The sequence below is a fragment of the Pseudomonas sp. DE0010 genome (genome assembly GCF_007680745.1).
GTDB classification, from domain to species: Bacteria; Pseudomonadota; Gammaproteobacteria; order Pseudomonadales; family Pseudomonadaceae; genus Aquipseudomonas; species Aquipseudomonas parafulva_B.
The window spans coordinates 1-15,610 of sequence record NZ_VEJQ01000042.1; the positions used below are offsets into that span (position 1 = coordinate 1).

At 64.1% G+C, this 15,610-nt stretch carries 17 protein-coding genes; 6 read left to right on the top strand and 11 right to left on the bottom strand.

The features are described from left to right. Positions 1–171: 171 nt before the first annotated feature. From FS767_RS21215 to FS767_RS21225, 3 genes are read right to left on the bottom strand one after another with little or no spacing between them, the layout of a single operon-like run. Positions 172–864, bottom strand: coding sequence for a pseudouridine synthase (locus FS767_RS21215; protein WP_144968085.1), 693 nt, complete (start codon positions 862–864; stop codon positions 172–174). Beyond that, positions 854–1,078: a cysteine-rich CWC family protein gene (locus tag FS767_RS21220; RefSeq protein ID WP_058603200.1), complete on the bottom strand. Its 225-nt coding sequence runs from the start codon at positions 1,076–1,078 to the stop codon at positions 854–856. The genes FS767_RS21215 and FS767_RS21220 overlap by 11 nt, the downstream gene beginning before the upstream one ends. A gap of 1 nt (position 1,079) precedes the next feature. Beyond that, positions 1,080–2,552 carry a sensor domain-containing diguanylate cyclase gene (locus FS767_RS21225; protein ID WP_144968087.1) on the bottom strand — a complete coding sequence of 491 codons (1,473 nt, stop codon included), beginning with the start codon at positions 2,550–2,552 and terminating at the stop codon, positions 1,080–1,082. 215 nt (positions 2,553–2,767) lie between these two features. Between FS767_RS21225 and FS767_RS21230 the strand changes: the two genes are divergently transcribed. Then, positions 2,768–3,178 (top strand): hypothetical protein, encoded by a 411-nt coding sequence (locus tag FS767_RS21230; protein ID WP_144968089.1) that lies wholly within the window; start codon positions 2,768–2,770, stop codon positions 3,176–3,178. A 33-nt stretch (positions 3,179–3,211) separates the two neighbouring features. Here the strand turns inward: FS767_RS21230 and FS767_RS21235 are convergent, their stop codons facing one another. After that, the gene (locus FS767_RS21235; RefSeq protein ID WP_144968091.1) at positions 3,212–4,318 is read right to left on the bottom strand and encodes an enoyl-CoA hydratase/isomerase family protein; all 1,107 of its coding nucleotides are present in this window, start codon (positions 4,316–4,318) and stop codon (positions 3,212–3,214) included. A 126-nt stretch (positions 4,319–4,444) separates the two neighbouring features. Here FS767_RS21235 and ung point away from each other — a divergent pair, with 126 nt between their 5' ends. Next, positions 4,445–5,137, top strand: a complete 693-nt coding sequence (gene ung / locus FS767_RS21240) for a uracil-DNA glycosylase (RefSeq protein ID WP_144968093.1) — start codon at positions 4,445–4,447, stop codon at positions 5,135–5,137. A 29-nt stretch (positions 5,138–5,166) separates the two neighbouring features. On the opposite strand, the gene FS767_RS21245 is transcribed toward ung, so the two are convergent. The 5 genes from FS767_RS21245 to FS767_RS21265 form a co-directional block, all read right to left on the bottom strand. Next, a complete protein-coding gene (locus tag FS767_RS21245; RefSeq protein WP_144968095.1) occupies positions 5,167–6,201 on the bottom strand; it encodes an AbrB family transcriptional regulator in 1,035 nt (344 codons plus the stop codon). Continuing rightward, positions 6,194–7,708: a tripartite tricarboxylate transporter permease gene (locus FS767_RS21250; protein ID WP_144968097.1), complete on the bottom strand. Its 1,515-nt coding sequence runs from the start codon at positions 7,706–7,708 to the stop codon at positions 6,194–6,196. Before FS767_RS21250 ends, FS767_RS21245 begins: the two co-directional genes overlap by 8 nt. A 3-nt stretch (positions 7,709–7,711) precedes the next feature. Then, a complete protein-coding gene (locus tag FS767_RS21255; protein WP_058603193.1) occupies positions 7,712–8,170 on the bottom strand; it encodes a tripartite tricarboxylate transporter TctB family protein in 459 nt (152 codons plus the stop codon). 115 nt (positions 8,171–8,285) lie between these two features. Beyond that, complete coding sequence (locus FS767_RS21260) at positions 8,286–9,266, bottom strand: tripartite tricarboxylate transporter substrate binding protein (RefSeq protein ID WP_058603192.1); 981 nt, start codon at positions 9,264–9,266, stop codon at positions 8,286–8,288. A 32-nt stretch (positions 9,267–9,298) separates the two neighbouring features. Continuing rightward, positions 9,299–10,588: an OprD family porin gene (locus FS767_RS21265; protein ID WP_144968100.1), complete on the bottom strand. Its 1,290-nt coding sequence runs from the start codon at positions 10,586–10,588 to the stop codon at positions 9,299–9,301. 198 nt (positions 10,589–10,786) lie between these two features. On the opposite strand from FS767_RS21265, the gene FS767_RS21270 reads away from it, so the two are divergent. Both FS767_RS21270 and FS767_RS21275 read left to right on the top strand, forming a co-directional pair. Further along, positions 10,787–11,458 (top strand): response regulator, encoded by a 672-nt coding sequence (locus FS767_RS21270; RefSeq protein WP_078478079.1) that lies wholly within the window; start codon positions 10,787–10,789, stop codon positions 11,456–11,458. Beyond that, positions 11,451–12,830: a sensor histidine kinase gene (locus FS767_RS21275; protein WP_144968102.1), complete on the top strand. Its 1,380-nt coding sequence runs from the start codon at positions 11,451–11,453 to the stop codon at positions 12,828–12,830. The genes FS767_RS21270 and FS767_RS21275 overlap by 8 nt, the downstream gene beginning before the upstream one ends. Before the next feature lie 44 nt (positions 12,831–12,874). Here the strand turns inward: FS767_RS21275 and FS767_RS21280 are convergent, their stop codons facing one another. Continuing rightward, the gene (locus tag FS767_RS21280; protein WP_058603188.1) at positions 12,875–13,681 is read right to left on the bottom strand and encodes an HDOD domain-containing protein; all 807 of its coding nucleotides are present in this window, start codon (positions 13,679–13,681) and stop codon (positions 12,875–12,877) included. A 56-nt stretch (positions 13,682–13,737) separates the two neighbouring features. Continuing rightward, positions 13,738–14,679, bottom strand: a complete 942-nt coding sequence (locus FS767_RS21285) for a folate-binding protein YgfZ (RefSeq protein ID WP_144968104.1) — start codon at positions 14,677–14,679, stop codon at positions 13,738–13,740. 135 nt (positions 14,680–14,814) lie between these two features. Between FS767_RS21285 and FS767_RS21290 the strand changes: the two genes are divergently transcribed. Beyond that, positions 14,815–15,069: a succinate dehydrogenase assembly factor 2 gene (locus FS767_RS21290; RefSeq protein WP_058603186.1), complete on the top strand. Its 255-nt coding sequence runs from the start codon at positions 14,815–14,817 to the stop codon at positions 15,067–15,069. Then, positions 15,053–15,511 carry a protein YgfX gene (locus tag FS767_RS21295; protein WP_144968106.1) on the top strand — a complete coding sequence of 153 codons (459 nt, stop codon included), beginning with the start codon at positions 15,053–15,055 and terminating at the stop codon, positions 15,509–15,511. Before FS767_RS21290 ends, FS767_RS21295 begins: the two co-directional genes overlap by 17 nt. Positions 15,512–15,610: the final 99 nt, after the last annotated feature.

The window sequence follows — 15,610 nt, forward strand, 5'->3', positions numbered from 1 at the left end:
TACGGCGTGGTGAAATCTGGAAAGCCGTTCGACCCTCAAATCGCGCTTGCGAGGTGAGGGTCAAGACGGTATCTACACTCAAGTGAAGCCTGGCTCGGCAGGCTAATCGGACTTTGTAGGAGCGGCCTCGTGCCGCGATGGGCCGCGGAGCGGTCCTAAGTAGCATTACGCCTACACGGCAGCGATTTCCTCGCAGGTGAGTTCACGGTATGCCCCCGGCGGCAGGTCCATGTCCAGCGCGATGGCGCCCATGCGCTCCCGGTGCAGCTTGACCACCTTGTTGTCATAGAACCCGAACATGCGTTTGACCTGGTGGTAGCGCCCTTCGACGATGGCGAGCCGGGCCAGGCGCGGCCCGAGGATCTGCAGGTCGGCCGGTTGGGTCGTCAGGTTTTCGAAAGCAAAGTGAAACCCCTCCTGAAACCGGGCCACATAGTGCTCGCCGATTTCGTCCTGGGTTTCGACCAGGTAATGCTTGGGCAGCTTGGTGGCCGGTTGGGTCAGGCGCCGGGACCACTGCCCGTCGTTGGTCAGGATCATCAGCCCGGTGGTATTGAAGTCCAGGCGCCCGGCGATATGCAGGCCCTGCGCGAGCGCGTCGGGCAGCAGGTCCATGACGGTTGGATGCTGGGGGTCATGGGTGGCGCTGACGCAACCGGGCGGCTTGTGCAGCATCAGGTAGCGTGGCGGGTGGCCCGCCTGCAGCACCTCATCGTCCAGCTCGACCCGGCTGAACGCCCGTACTTCCGTTAGCGGGTCGCTGGCCACTTGGCCATCGAGCCGCACGCGACGCTGAGCCAGCATCAGGCGCGCTTGCTGGCGGTTGCAGGTCGGCAGGTTGGCAAGAAAACGATCAAGGCGCATGGTCGTCACCTGCAGGCGATGCCAATTGGGCCTCGACGCCTGCGCAGCTTGGGCACAGGCAGGCACGGTCGCGCAGTTCGGCAGGCAAGGCCTGCAATACCGCCGGGTCGATGCGCACGTTGTAGCACCAGCAAGCCTGGGTGGCCTGCGCAGGATCGGCCAGGGTGCACCGGTTGAGGGCACCGCAGGCGGGGCAACGTTGATCGTCGTTCATTTCAGGTTTCACTGCAGACACGGTTGCGGCCAGCCTGTTTGGCACGATAGAGGGCGCCGTCGGCGCGGGTCAGTAGGGTGTGCAAGGTATCGCCTGGCTGCAGGTGACTCACCCCGATGCTGGTGGTCAGGCGCAGCGGCTGGTCCTCGTAACTGAAGGTCAGTTGCTCGGCGCGCCGCCGGATCTTTTCGGCAGCCTCGTTTGCCTGGCGGGCATCGGCCTCACGCAGCAGCACGATGAACTCCTCGCCTCCCCAGCGGCAGAGTATATCGGACTGGCGAATGCTGCCTTGCAGGACATTGGCAAATTGGCGCAGCACTTCGTCGCCTGCCAGGTGACCATAGGTGTCGTTGAGGGCTTTGAAGTGGTCCAGGTCGATCAGCAACGCCACCAGCGGACTGTTGTCACGCTGGGCCTCGCGCAGCGCCTGGGCGGCCAGCAGGTCGAAGCTGCGCCGATTGGGCAGCCCGGTCAGGCTGTCGAGCGTGGCCAGGGCTTCGGTGCTGGCCTGGTGGCGGCGCACCATCGCATGCACCAGGGCTACCACCACAAGGGTGATCATGGCGCAGATCGCCAGGTTCAGGTACAGCGAATGACGGATCCGGTCCAGCGCCCCGGTCTCGCGTTTGTCCACCAGCAGGTACCAATCCAGTTCCGGCAAGTGGCGTACGTTCAGAAAATGGCTGTGGCCTTCAAGGTCGCGGTATTCATGACTGCCTTCGCCAGGCACCGGCTGGCGTGCCAGCACGCCGCCCAGGTCCGGGCTGTCGACCAGCGATTGGCCGACGCGCAGGCCCTGCGGGCCACCGCCTGAGCCTGTCATCAACACCTTGCCCTGGGCGTCGACGAAGACCACGGATCGCTGATAGCGGTGTTGGTACTGGTCGATCATCTTGACCACGGTGGAAACGCTCAGTCCCACCCCTGCCGCGCCGATGAAGCGATCCTGGTAGTCGTGCACCTTGTAGTTGATGAACACGGTCAGGTTGTCCTGGTTGGCCATGTCCAGGTCGACATTGATCTCGTAAGGTGCCGCCTGGTCGCGCAGGCGGAAGTACCAGGCATCGCGCCAGGCCTGTGGCTGGACCTGCTTGAGTACACCCTTGGCCTGGTAGTAGGTCAGCGTGTGTTCGGAGACGAAAAAGGACGTGAAGATGTCCTGCTTGCCCGTTACCTCGCCCAGGTAGCGGGTCATGCGCTGGGCATCCTGCTCACCGGCCAGCACCCAGTCCCGCAGGAAGGTGTCCTGGGCCATCATCGAGGCGATCAGAACAGGGCGGATCAGGTCTTTCTGGATTTCCGAATAGACCGTGTCGGAGGTCAGCGGCAATTCGGTATTGATGATGCCGTCACGTATGGCGCTGCGCGAGGAGAAATAACTCAGCAGCGACGTGGCGAGGAAACCGCAGGCCAGCAGCATCAGCAGGGCGGCGATTAACGAACGCTGCGATGACGGAGCGGAGCGTGAAGGCATGATCTTCCCATGATGTGTGCCGGGCCGCACATTCTAGTGTTCCGGGCTTTAAATAACTGCAAGATTTTGTCCAGAAGCCGCAGCTGTATCAAATTATTACCAGTATGGCACTGCACGGCTTGGCGCTTGTCTTATTCCATGTCGATCAACGTGTCGTGCATCGACGCTCGGCAGCGTTCGCTGCACGGGCACCTCAGCGGTCCGGGAGGCCGCCTATGTCCTATCGAATTCTGCTTGTGGCCCTGCTTGGGCTGACGCTTGGCGCCTGTGCGCCGTACGGTGGTCGGTCGACCTACTACCGCTCCGACTATTACGTCACCGACCGATACGTCTCGCCCGGCTATGCACCCGGCTACTACCGGTACAATCGTTATCCGGTGCCACCACAACCGCGCTACTACTATCAACCGGTGCCTCGTTACCATGCGCCGCCCGGCTACCGACCGTTGCCGCCGCCCGACGTGCGCCGCTGGCATGGCAACCCGCGCTACGATTACGGTCATCGCCAGCGCTGGGACTACAGGCGCGACCGCGATCGACACGACTACCGTAACGACGGCCCGCGTTACCAGGATGGAGGTCGGCATCAAGGCGGCTGGGGTGACAGGCGCGGGCGAGGCCACTGATCAGGTGAGGAGCGCCCTGCGCCCGACGCGCCGCTAGTGCAGGTCCGCCAGCGGATGATGGCCTTCCCACGGCGCTTGGAAGTGTGCCTGCACCACGGCTGCGGGCACGTGGTCCACATCCGGCCAGTGCCAGCGCGGTTGGTGATCCTTGTCCAGCAGGCGGGCACGCACCCCTTCGCTGAACTCCGGATGACGACAGCAGTTCAGGCTCATGGCGTATTCCATCTGCAACGCCTGCGCCAGTGACAGGTGTCGGGCCCGCTGAATTTGCTCCCACACCAGATGAGCCGTCAGCGGACAGCCGCCCAGCATGCGCTCGGCGGCTGCCGACAGCAGCGGGTCGTCGTGCTGGCGCAGGCTCGCCACTGCCCGCCAGGCGGCGCCCGCGCAGGTGACATCGAGCAGCGCGTCGATGAACGCGCGGCGCGGCAACCACTGGGCCGCCGGCAGTGCCTGGTGGGCGCAATGCTCCTCAGCCCTGAGCAGGCTGTTGAGTTGCAACGCGGTCTGCTCCTGCCAGTTCATCTGCAGCAGTTCGTCGATCAACGCCGTTTGCCGGTCTTCGCCCATGAAACGGTCAGCCAACCCCAAGTCCAGCGCATCGCGCGCATTGATAGGCGCACCGGTGAGCCCCAGGAACAACCCCAGCTTGCCCGGCAAGCGGGCCAGGAACCAGCTGGCCCCCACGTCAGGGTACAGACCAATGCTGATCTCAGGCATGGCCAGTGCGCTGCTAGGGGTCACAATGCGTACATTGGCGCCTTGGAGCAAACCCATGCCGCCGCCCAGCACGTGGCCATGGCCCCAGCACAGCAGTGGCTTGGGGTAGGTGTGCAGGGCATGGTCCAGGCGATATTCGGCGGCGAAGAACGATGCAGCCAGCGGTGGCACGCTGCCAGGCTCCTCGCGGCACGCCTCGGCCAGCGCCCGCACGTCGCCCCCGGCGCAGAATGCCTTGGTGCCATTGCCACGCAGCAGCACACAGGCGATGCCCGGGTCGTGCGCCCAGCTGTGCAACTGCTCGGCCAGCGTCTCTATCATTGGCAGGTCGAGGGCATTGAGCGCCCTTGGCGCATCAAGGGTAGCGATGCCCAGGCGAGCGCCATCGGCGCCTGTCAGTACTTGGCAATGAATGCTCATGGCTTACCTCATTCAGGTCACCGCTCAAGTATGGCCTGCCTGGTCGATCCCGCCGGGCACTGGTCGGATCGTTTGACAAGCGTCGGTGTCACCCCTAGTGTCGCCCCATTGTTTACGGAAGCCCCCATGACTGACGACGATCGCATCAAACTCGAGCCCAGTTGGAAAGCCGCCTTGCGTGCCGAGTTCGAGCAGCCCTACATGCAGCAGTTGCGCGAGTTCCTGCGCGGTGAATATGCCGCCGGCAAACAGATCTACCCGCCTGGCCCGCTGATCTTCAATGCACTCAACTCCACCCCTCTGGATCAGGTCAAGGTGGTGATTCTCGGCCAGGACCCCTACCACGGCCCAGGACAGGCCCATGGTCTGTGCTTCTCGGTGCAGCCTGGCGTGCCCACGCCGCCGTCGTTGGTGAACATCTACAAGGAGCTGCACCGCGACCTGAACATTCCCATCCCCAGCCATGGCTACCTGCAAAGCTGGGCCGAGCAGGGCGTGTTGCTGCTCAACACCACCATGACCGTGGAGCGGGGCAACGCGGCCTCCCACGCCAAGAAAGGCTGGGAGTTCTTCACCGACCGTATCATCGAGGTGGTCAGCGAGCAGTGTGAGCACGTGGTGTTTCTGCTGTGGGGGGCTCATGCGCAGAGCAAACAGAAGCTGATCGACGGCACCAAGCACCTGGTGCTCAAGTCGGTGCACCCCTCGCCGCTGTCGGCGTACCGCGGTTTTCTTGGCTGTGGGCATTTCAGCCGTGCCAACGTTTTTCTCGAACAGCGCGGGCTGGCGCCCATTAACTGGGCGTTGCCACCGCTGTGAGCCAGACGGGGCCGTCAGGCCCCGACAGGTCATGCGGGCCGCTTGCTCATCCAGTAACGGAACAAGGGCTCGGCCAGGAACAGCACGAAGAGCAGGCGCATCACTTGCAAAGCCGTCACCAGCGGCACCGACAGTTGCAGCGTTTCGGCCGTCAGGCTCATTTCAGCGATGCCGCCGGGCATCATGCCCAGCGTCAGTGAGCGCAGGTCCAAAGCTGTCAGCAGGCTCAAGCCCCAGGCGGCAGCGCCAGCCAGGGCCATGCTCAAGGCTGTGGCCACCAGCGTGCGCCCCAGAAATGCCGGCGCACGGCGGAAGAATGCACGGTTGAAGTGGCAGGCCAGGCCACTGCCGATCAGCCATTGGCCGATCTGACTGGCGCCATTGGGCAGGGCGATCTGCAAGTTGGCGGCAAGGCTGAAGGTGGCTGCCACCACCAGCGGCCCGAACAGCCATGGGTTGGGCTGTTGCAGCCGCTGCCAGAGCCAGCCAGCGGCCACGCCCAGCGGTGCGATGAGGGCCAGCCAGGCCCAGCTGACGCTGCCGGTGTGGTTGAGCGCTACGCCATCGCCCAACAGCAGCTTGAACAGCGCCGGCACGCACAGCACCACCGCCAGCACGCGCAGGCTTTGGGCTGCGGCCACTTGGCTCAATACCGCGCCATTGCGCGCACCCAGGTTGACCATTTCACCGGAGCCGCCTGGCATGCTGGCAAAGAACGCAGTGGCGCGGTCCTCACCCGAGCGGCGCAGCAACCACACCCCAAGCACGCTCGAAACGGTAGTGAACAAAGCGCCGAAGAAGATCAAGGCGAAGTGACTGCCCACTTGCTCGATGACCTGGGGCGTGAAGTGCAGGCCGATGCCAAGGCCAATGATGCATTGCCCGCAGCGCCGGCCATTGGGTATTTCTGGCAGCTGCCAAGGGCTCAGGCAACGTACCGCGATGATCGCCAGCAACGAGCCGACCATCCACGGCAAAGGCCAGCCGACCTTGCTGGCGGCGAAACCGCCAGCAAGGCCGACCAGCCCAGTTGCCCAGTACAGCGGCAACCTACGATCAGGCATCGACCATGGCCCGGCGCTGCAGGCTACGCTTGCGCCAGATGCGCACCATAGGCAGTGCGAGCATGAGCGCTACCAGTGCCCAGACACCCATGCTGATCGGGCTCGACCAGAGAATGCCCAACTCGCCGTTGGAAATTGACAATGCCCGGCGCAGGTTCTGCTCCATCAGGCCACCCAGGATGAAGCCCAGCAGAATCGGCGAAAGCGGGAAGTCCAGCTTGCGCAGGATGTAGCCCATGATGCCGATGCCGACCATCAGGAACAGGTCGAAGGTGGTGGCATGCACGGCATAGACGCCGATCCCGGTGATGATGGCGATCACCGGTACCAGGGCCCAGTTCGGTACGGCCAGGATACGGGTGAAGATGCGGATCATCGGGATGTTCAGGATCACCAGCATGATGTTGGCGATGAACAGCGACGCGATCAGGCCCCAGACGATGTCAGGTTGCTGTTCGAACAGCAGCGGGCCGGGCGTGATGTTGTAGAGCGTCAGCGCGCCGATCATCACCGCCGTGGTACCTGAACCGGGCACGCCCAGGGTCAGCATGGGCACCAGGGCGCCACAGCAGGAAGCGCCGATGGCGGTTTCCGGTGCCGCCAGGCCACGGGCGTCACCCTTGCCGAACTTGCCGCTGGCACCGGCCATGCGTTTTTCGGTCATGTACGCCACTGCACTGGCCAGTGTGGCACCTGCGCCTGGCAACACGCCCATCACAAAGCCCAGCAGGCCGCAGCGAATGTTCACCGCGAACACCGACGCCGCTTCCTTGAAGTTGAACAGCATGCGCCCGGTGGCCTTGACCGCCTGGTGGCCGTGGTGGGTCTTTTCCAGCAGCAACAGAATTTCGCTGATCGAGAACAGGCCCAGCACCAGCACGACGAACTGAATGCCGTCGGCCAGGTGCACGCTGTCACCGGTGAAGCGGTACACGCCACTGTTGGCGTCGATGCCCACCGCCGACAGGAACAGGCCGATCAAGGCGGCGATGAAAGTCTTGAGCGGCTTGTCGCCGGCCATGCCGCCCAGGGCGACGATGGCGAACACCATCAGCACGAAGTACTCGGCCGGGCCGAAGGCGATTGCCCACTTGGCCAGCAGCGGGGCGAACAGCACCATGCCGCAGGTGGCGATGAAGGCGCCGATGAACGAGCTCCAGGCCGACAGGGACAGGGCCACGCCCGCCAGGCCCTGGCGGGCCATCGGGTAGCCGTCCAGGGTGGTCATCACGGTCGATGCTTCGCCCGGAATGTTCAGCAGGATCGAGCTGATCCGCCCACCGTACTCGCAGCCCAGGTACACCGCAGCCAGCAGGATCAGTGCCGACTCCGGAGGCAAGCCCAGGGCGAAGGCGATGGGGATCAGCAGGGCCACGCCATTGATCGGGCCCAGGCCCGGCAGCAGGCCGACGACGGTACCGATCAGCGTGCCGGACAGGGCCGTGACCAGGTTGTAAGGGGACAGGGCGACGCCGAAGCCCTGGCCCAGGTAGCTCAAGGTATCCATGTGTCAGTTCTCCAGTACGCTCAGCAGGCCAAGGGGCAGGGGCACGTCCATGACGCGGTCGAACAGCCAGTAGAGGAAGAGGCTCATGCCGACCACGACGATGGCGCTGTGCAGCCAGCGACCGCCATACAGGCGCGCCATGGGCACACCGGCCAGGATGGCGCTGAGGATGAAGCCAAGGGATTCGAAGGTGGCCGCGAAGATCAGCAGCAGGCCGATGCAGGCGGCGATCTTGGTCAAGGTCGCCTTGTCCAGCGCCGGCTCGTCGTCCTTGTGCACGATCGGCGTGGGGCGGATCGCCATGTACAGCAAGCCCAGGCTCATCAGGCCGAGCATCAGCAGCGGGTAGGCACGCGGGCCTACCGGCTCATAGGAAAACGCCGCCTGATAAGGCCAGGCCATCACGGCCAGGGCGGCGCAGACGGCCAGCAGGATCAGGGCGAAGATGCGTTGCAGGATCATGGAGGAATCCTCGGTAAGTAGCGATGGGAGCGGCACACCCGTGAACCTGGGCCAAGGCCCAGGCTAGGCACGGCAGCGTCTGCCTGCTCCCGCCAGGAAAGCCCAGCGGTCTGGATTACTGGACCAGGCCGAATTCCTTGGCCAGCATCTTGTAGTCAGCGACTTGCTTCTTGACGTAGCCATCGAGCTCTTCACCCGTCATGGCGAAGGGGAACAGTTCGCGCTGGTCACGCAACTTGGCGAAGTCTTCGGAGGCCAGCATCTTGTCGAACGATGCTTTCCACCAGGCGTAGTCTTCGTCGCTCACTTTCGGGCCGAGGTAGAAGCCACGCACCACAGGCCAGACGATGTCGTAGCCCTGCTCCTTGGCGGTGGGGATGTCCTTCATGGCCGGGTCGTCCAGGCGCTTTTCCGAAAACACGGCCAGCAGGCGCATGTTGCCGCTCTCGATGTGCGGCATGGAGTCGGAAATGTCGGTGGAGCCTACCTGGATATGGCCGCCGAGCAGTGCCGTGGCAATTTCGCCGCCGCCTTCGAGTGCCACGTAGCGCAGGTCGCGTGGGTTGATGCCGGCAGCCTTGGCGATCAGGGCGGTTTGCATCCAGTCTTGGCTACCTACGGTGCCGCCGGAACCGATCACCACCTTGCTCGGGTCTTTCTTCAGGGCAGCGACCAGGTCGTCGAGGGTTTTGTAGGGCGAGTCGCTCTTGACCGCGATTGCGCCATAGCTGGTGCCGACGGCAGCCAGCCATTTCACTGCATTTTCATCGAAGCGACCGAACTTGCCCTGGGCCAGGTTCAGCAGCGAACCGCTCGACCAGGCCACCAGGGTCCCGGCATCGGCAGGGCGCTGTGCCACCACGGCGTTGTAGGCCACGGCGCCGACACCGCCCGGCATGTAGGTCACGCGCATGGGCTTGCTCAGGATCTTCTCCTGCACCAGGGCGCTTTGCACCAGCTTGCAGGTCAGGTCGAAGCCGCCGCCAGGCGAAGCCGGGGCGATGCACTCAGGGCGTTTGGGTTCGGCGGCCAGGGCATTGCCTGCCAGCAGCAGGCAGCCGGTTGCCAGTACGATATGGCGCAGGGAAAAGGTCATGGTCTATCTCCGTAGGCGTTGTTGTTATCGGGTTACCACAGGGCGACGCTGTAGCTCACCAGCAGCCGCACTTCGTCGGCGTCACGGGCGAAATTGGAGCGGAAGGTCGCGTTTCGCAGGCGCACCGCCACGTTCTTGAGCGGGCCGTTCTGCACCACGTATTTCAGCTCGGTATCGCGTTCCCATTCCTTGCCCTCGCCACCGCTGGCACGGCTGACGTTGTCGCCGCTGATGTAGCGGGTCAGGAACGTCAGGCCGGGCACGCCGAGTGCGGCAAAGTTGTAGTCGTAGCGGGCCTGCCAGGAACGCTCGTCGGCATTGGCGAAGTCGTTGATCTGGACGAAGTTGACCAGGTATGGGTCGGCGCCATCGACATAGGGGAACGCGCTGTCGCCGGTCAGCTGCTGCCAGCCGGCGCTGAACTTGTGCCCGCCCAAGGCATAACTGACCATGCCGTTGAAGGTGGTGTTGTCGATGCTGCCGGCCCTGGCGGCGCCTGCGTCATCGCTCAGCGCCAGGCGCAAGTCGAAGGCCAGTGCACCTGGGCCCACGGCCTGGGTGGCGAGCAGGCCGATGAAGTGCTGGCGGTAGATGTCGTCCAGTTGGGCGAAGTGGTAGCTGCCGGTCAGCCGGTCGTTGAACTGGTAGTCCAGCCCGGCCAGGGACAGGTTGTCTGCGCTGAACGAGCCACCGAAGCGGCCGTTCTTGTTGTTCAGTGCCAGGTCTTCCCAGTTGGTGTCGTCACGGTCCTTGGCCTTGTCCAGGCGCCCGCCGGTGAAGGTCAGGCCCTTGATTTCCTTGGAGGTGAGCAGCCCGCCTTCGAACGTCTGCGGCAGAATGCGGCCATCGTTGGGGCGCAGGGTGGGCAGGGAAGGGATCAGCGTGCCGATCTTGAGTTCGGTTTTGGAGATCTTGGCCTTGGCGGTCAGGCCGAGCTTTGAGTACTCGTCGGCAGCTTTGCCGTTGTCATGGGTCGGCAGCAGGCCGCTGCCGGTACGGTCGGGGCTTGAATCGAGCTTGATGCCCATCATGCCGAGCGCATCTACCCCGAAGCCGACGGTGCCTTCGGTGTAACCGGATTCGAGGTTGAGCATGAACCCCTGGGCCCATTCGTCGCGCTTGGATTGTTGCGCACTGGTGCCATCGCGAAAGTCGCGATTGAAGTACATGTTGCGGGTTTCGAAGGTGGCCGTGCTGTCTTCGAAGAAGGCGGCCTGGCTCAGCGGGGCGACGCCGGCGAGCGCGAAGGCGCTGGCAATGGCGCTGGGGCGTGCGGCAAAGGAACGAGCAGGTACGAATGCCTGCGGCTGCAATGACAGCATCGTTGTGGCTCCGTTTCTTGTTCTTATTCGATTGCACCTTGCTGGTGCTTTATTCGGCGCTCGGGGCGACCGTGGTGCGATGCTAGGTAACGAACCTTTCGCTAACCTTTCAGCGTGAAAGGTTTGTCGAGCCGGCTTCACAGCTCGCCGCGGCGGGGTACACTCCGCGCCATCGCCCCACCGAACAGGGACAATCCGATGCGTGTGTTGCTGGTAGAAGACCATCTGCAATTGGCTGACAGCGTGGCCCAGGCCCTGAAAGGTCTAGGCCTGACGGTGGATGTGCTGCATGACGGGGTAGCTGCCGACCTTGCGCTTGGCAGTGAGGACTACGCCGTGGCCGTGCTCGACGTGGGCTTGCCGCGTATGGACGGCTTCGAGGTGCTGGCACGCTTGCGCGGGCGTGGCAAGACCGTGCCGGTGCTGATGCTCACCGCCCGCAGCGACGTCAAGGATAGGGTCCATGGCCTGAACCTGGGGGCTGACGATTACCTGGCCAAGCCGTTCGAGTTGACCGAGCTTGAGGCACGGGTCAAGGCGCTGCTGCGCCGTAGTGTGCTGGGGGGCGAACGCCAGCAGCGCTGCGGGCCGCTGGTGTATGACCTCGATACCCGGCGGTTCACGTTAGGTGAGGCGCCGTTGTCCTTGACCTCCCGCGAGCAGGGGGTGCTCGAAGCCTTGATTGCCCGGCCGGGCCGGGTAATGAGCAAGGAGCAACTGGCGGCCCAGGTGTTCGGCCTGGACGAGGACGCCAGCCCCGATGCCATCGAGATCTACGTCCATCGCCTGCGCAAGAAGCTCGATGGTCATCCGGTGGCCATCGTCACCTTCCGCGGCCTGGGGTACCTGCTCGAGCATCGCGATGCGTGAGAATGTCAGCCTGCGTGGGCGCCTGCTGGGCAATCTGGCGTTGCTGCTGGTGGTCTTGATGCTAGCCAGTGGGCTCAGTGCCTACTGGAACGGCCGCGAGGCAGCGGACACCGCCTACGACCGAACCCTGCTGGCGTCCGCCCGCACCATCGCCGCGGGCCTGTCGCAACGCGACGGCTCGCTGAGCGCAGATGTTCCCTACGTGGCGCTCGATACCTTTGCCTACGACAGCGCTGGACGCATCTACTACCAGGTCCTGGACATCAACCAGCGGCTGATTTCAGGGTATGAAAAGCTGCCGCCTCCGCCGCCTGGCACCCCGCGCACCGATGACTATCCCGCTCTGGCGCGATTCTATGACGCGACGTATCTGGGACAGAACGTGCGAGTGGTCAGCCTGCTCAAGGCGGTGAGCGAGCCGAACATGAACGGTATGGCGGAAATCCGCGTGGCCGAAACGGATGAGGCGCGGGTGAGCATGGCCCGCGGCCTGATGGGCGATACGTTGCTGCGCCTGGGCATGTTGGCCCTGGGCGCTTTGGTGATGGTGTGGTTCGCCGTCAGTGCGGCGCTGCGACCGCTCGAGCGCCTGCGCACAGCGGTCGAAGAGCGCCAGCCGGACGATCTGCGCCCGTTGCCGGTGGTGCAGGTGCAGCCTGAGCTGCGGCCACTGGTAGGGGCGCTCAACCATTTCACCGAACGTCTGCGTGCACAGTTCGAGCGCCAGGCGCAGTTCATCGCCGATGCTGCCCACGAGCTGCGTACGCCCTTGGCGGCGCTCAAGGCGCGGGTGGAGCTGGGTTTGCGCGCCAGTGAACCGCAGCAGTGGCATCAAACGCTGGAAGCGGCGGCCCAGGGCACCGACAAATTGACGCACCTGGCCAACCAGTTGCTTTCACTGGCACGTGTGGAAAACGGCGCGCGCGCAATCGCCGAGGGGGGCGCTCAGCGCTTGGACCTCAGCCAGCTGGCGCGCGAGCTGGGCATGGCCATGGCGCCGTTGGCGCACAACCGCGGGGTTGCGCTGGCCCTTGAGGCGCAGGCACCGGTATGGCTCAAGGGCGAGCCAACGTTGCTCAACGAGCTGTTGAGCAACTTGGTCGACAATGCCCTGGCCCACACCCCCAAGGGTGGCAACGTCATCCTGCGCGTGCTCGCGCCTGCGGTGCTCGAGGTGGAAGACGACGGCCCCGGCATTCCAGAGGCCGAGCGCGAGCGGGTGTTCGAGCGTTTCTATCGCCGTAGCGCCCAGGGCAGCGGGTTGGGCCTTGCGATCGTGGGAGAGATCTGCCGGGCTCACCTGGCGCAGATCAGCCTGCATGATGGTGACAACGGCGGGCTGCGCGTGCGGGTGAGTTTCATCGCTGACTGAGAGCAGGCGGCCGGCGTACCGGGCGGCCAGACAGTGTGAAGCCCTCAGCGCAACAAGCTTCGGGCTTCGAGCAGGTCCTCGGCGTGCAGCTCGCTGCCCATGGGCAAGCCCAGGTGTCGGTAGGCTGGCAAGGCTGCCAGCGGCCTTTCCCGACCACGTTGGCTGACACAGCGAGCGATCTGGACCACATCGATGTAGTCAATGCGGTCGGTCTGCCGGTCCAGGTCCTGGACCAGGCCAGGCAGCTTGACCAGCTGTTCGGGGAACTCCCAGGCCTTGAGTATCTTGTCGCCCAGGACGGGCTGGATCAGTTCGATGACATGGTGCAGGCAGACCGGATCGGACAGCAGTTCGTTGTGCTCCTCGGCGTAGATCAGTACCGGCAGCGCGCCAATCTGGTTGACCAGGCCGCCCAGTGCCGCCTGATCAGGCTTGAGCCGCGTGTAGCGCCGGGCCAACTCGTAGCTCATCCCCGCGACTTCGAGGCTGTTGGCCCAGATTTCTCGCAGTTTCTGCTCCACGGCAGGCGAGCGCGCATGGAAGATCTGCTCGATGACCAGGCCGATGGCCAGGTTGCAGCTGTAGTTGATGCCCAGCCGGGTGATCGCCGTGTGCAGCTCGGTCACCTCGACCGTGGCTCGCAGCAGCGGGCTGTTGACCACCTTGATCAGGCGTGCCGACAAGGCGGCATCGCGGCCGATCACCCGGCTCAAGGCCGCCACGCTGATCTCGCTGTCTTCCGCAGCCTCGCGGATGCTCAAGGCAACCTCAGGCAAAGTCGGAAGTACCAGGTCATCCTTTTCAATGGCATCCAGCAATTGCGCCTGGACCATTTCGGCCAGCTTGTTCATGGACATGTCTACCGCAGTGGTGAAGCGGCCCCGCTGTCAAGGCGGGGCGGGGCTGGTCAGCGCTGGATTTCCCTGTCGCGGTCCAGTTCGTAGGGCAGGGGCAGCACCCGCAGGCGCGGGCCTTCGAGATGACCCAAGTGCAGGTTGCCATCTTCCACGGCATCGGCTGCGATCACGGCGAGCAGTTCACAACCAGTGCCGGTACTGGCCGCCATCACCACGTCGCCCACCGAGGAGCCATGCACGGGGGAGAAGAGCTGCTCCCCGGGTGCCGGCAGGGCCTGCTGATCGATGGCCAGGCGGTACATGCGACGCTTGAGCTTGCCCAGGTACTGCATGCGCGCAACGATTTCCTGGCCGGTGTAGCACCCTTTCTTGAAGCTGACACCATCGACGGCTTGCAGGTTGATCATTTGCGGAATGAACTGCTCGCGGGTAGGGCCCAGCACCTGGCCGATGCCGGCGCGTACCTGCCCCAGCAGCCATGGGTTGAGGTCACCTTCGGGCAACGTGCCGGCCAGGGTCTTGCGCACCTCGCCTGCCTGCTCCGCCGGTGCCCAGAGCTCGGTACGGCCTGTACTGACCGTTACAGCGATCAGCCCTTCTCGCCGTGCAGTGCTGCCGGCTTCAGGTGCCAGTTCCAAACCCAGCGCCGCAAGCGCTGCCTGGCCGTCGTGCAGGCCGAAACGCACCCAGGCGGCGCTCTCGTCGGTCAGGGTGGCCTTGGAGAATACGGCGTACTTCTTCAAGTCGGCCAGTTGCGGCTCCAGCAGTTCACTGGCCATGGCCAGTAGGTAACCGTTGCCTTCGGGCAGAATCCTGAAACTGGACTGCATGCGCCCCTTGACCATGCAACGTGCGCCAAAGCTGGCGTATTCGGGGCTGAGGTAGTTGATGTTGCAGGTCAGCTGGCCCTGCAGGAACTTGCCTGCATCGGAGCCGCGGACAGCGAGAATGCCTTCGTGGGACAGAGGGCAGAAGAAAGCGGTATCGGCCATGGGTCATCGCGGTGGCTTAAAGTCTGGGGCCATCATAGAACGCCGGTAACAAAATAGGTAGGTGACTTAGACCAACAGCTGGCTGTCGCTTCGCGCGGCTGACTGTATACTGGCGGGCCACTCGAGGAGGGCCCCATGGTCGAACAAACTGAACTCAACCGGCTTTTCTGGCACAGCCGCCGCGGCATGCTGGAACTGGACGTCCTGCTGGTGCCTTTCACCCAGGAGGTCTACCCCACCCTCAACGAAGCCGATCGTCAGTTGTATGTTCGGCTGCTGAGCTGTGAGGACCAGGACATGTTCGGCTGGTTCATGGAGCGTACCGAGTCCGAGGACCCGGAGTTGCAGCGCATGGTTCGCATCATCCTGGACCGTGTCCAACCCAAGTGAGTGGTTCGAATGCCGCTGGCAGGGCTCACGCCTATTGCTGGCGGCCTACCTGATCTGCCAGGTACTCGCCTGGTTCACCGTGCTTGTCAGCCCATTACCGTCCTGGTTGGGGCTGCTGGTGGTCGCCGCGTGCATCGTCCATGCGGCCTGGGCTATTCCGCGTCGTATTCTGTTGACCCATGTTCAGGCTGTTACCGGGCTGCGCCGTGATGGGGCCGGCTGGTGGGTGTTTTCCCGCGCTCGGGGGTGGCAGCCGGTACGGCTGTGTCGTGACAGCATTGCGTTGCCGTCGCTCGTGGTGCTGAGATTCATCCCTGTTGGGGCTTGGTGGGGGCGCAGCCAGTGTGTGCCCAGGGATGCGCTTGGGGCGGATGAGCATCGGCGTTTGCGGGTAAGGTTGAAGTTCAGCCGCAGGCGCTGGGTGGCGCCCACACAGCCCTAACGACCGAGCCGAGCGCCGCGTCTGCTCTTGCTCTTGCTCTTGCTCTTGCTCTTGCTCTTGCTCTTGCTCTTGCTCTTGCTCTTGCTCTTGCTCTTGCTC

Coding starts and splice junctions, on each gene's coding strand:
- FS767_RS21215 (WP_144968085.1), bottom strand. CDS start 864: ATGCGCCTTGATCGTTTTCTTGCCAACCTGCCGACCTGCAACCGCCAG.
- FS767_RS21220 (WP_058603200.1), bottom strand. CDS start 1,078: ATGAACGACGATCAACGTTGCCCCGCCTGCGGTGCCCTCAACCGGTGC.
- FS767_RS21225 (WP_144968087.1), bottom strand. CDS start 2,552: ATGCCTTCACGCTCCGCTCCGTCATCGCAGCGTTCGTTAATCGCCGCC.
- FS767_RS21230 (WP_144968089.1), top strand. CDS start 2,768: ATGTCCTATCGAATTCTGCTTGTGGCCCTGCTTGGGCTGACGCTTGGC.
- FS767_RS21235 (WP_144968091.1), bottom strand. CDS start 4,318: ATGAGCATTCATTGCCAAGTACTGACAGGCGCCGATGGCGCTCGCCTG.
- ung (WP_144968093.1), top strand. CDS start 4,445: ATGACTGACGACGATCGCATCAAACTCGAGCCCAGTTGGAAAGCCGCC.
- FS767_RS21245 (WP_144968095.1), bottom strand. CDS start 6,201: ATGCCTGATCGTAGGTTGCCGCTGTACTGGGCAACTGGGCTGGTCGGC.
- FS767_RS21250 (WP_144968097.1), bottom strand. CDS start 7,708: ATGGATACCTTGAGCTACCTGGGCCAGGGCTTCGGCGTCGCCCTGTCC.
- FS767_RS21255 (WP_058603193.1), bottom strand. CDS start 8,170: ATGATCCTGCAACGCATCTTCGCCCTGATCCTGCTGGCCGTCTGCGCC.
- FS767_RS21260 (WP_058603192.1), bottom strand. CDS start 9,266: ATGACCTTTTCCCTGCGCCATATCGTACTGGCAACCGGCTGCCTGCTG.
- FS767_RS21265 (WP_144968100.1), bottom strand. CDS start 10,588: ATGCTGTCATTGCAGCCGCAGGCATTCGTACCTGCTCGTTCCTTTGCC.
- FS767_RS21270 (WP_078478079.1), top strand. CDS start 10,787: ATGCGTGTGTTGCTGGTAGAAGACCATCTGCAATTGGCTGACAGCGTG.
- FS767_RS21275 (WP_144968102.1), top strand. CDS start 11,451: ATGCGTGAGAATGTCAGCCTGCGTGGGCGCCTGCTGGGCAATCTGGCG.
- FS767_RS21280 (WP_058603188.1), bottom strand. CDS start 13,681: ATGAACAAGCTGGCCGAAATGGTCCAGGCGCAATTGCTGGATGCCATT.
- FS767_RS21285 (WP_144968104.1), bottom strand. CDS start 14,679: ATGGCCGATACCGCTTTCTTCTGCCCTCTGTCCCACGAAGGCATTCTC.
- FS767_RS21290 (WP_058603186.1), top strand. CDS start 14,815: ATGGTCGAACAAACTGAACTCAACCGGCTTTTCTGGCACAGCCGCCGC.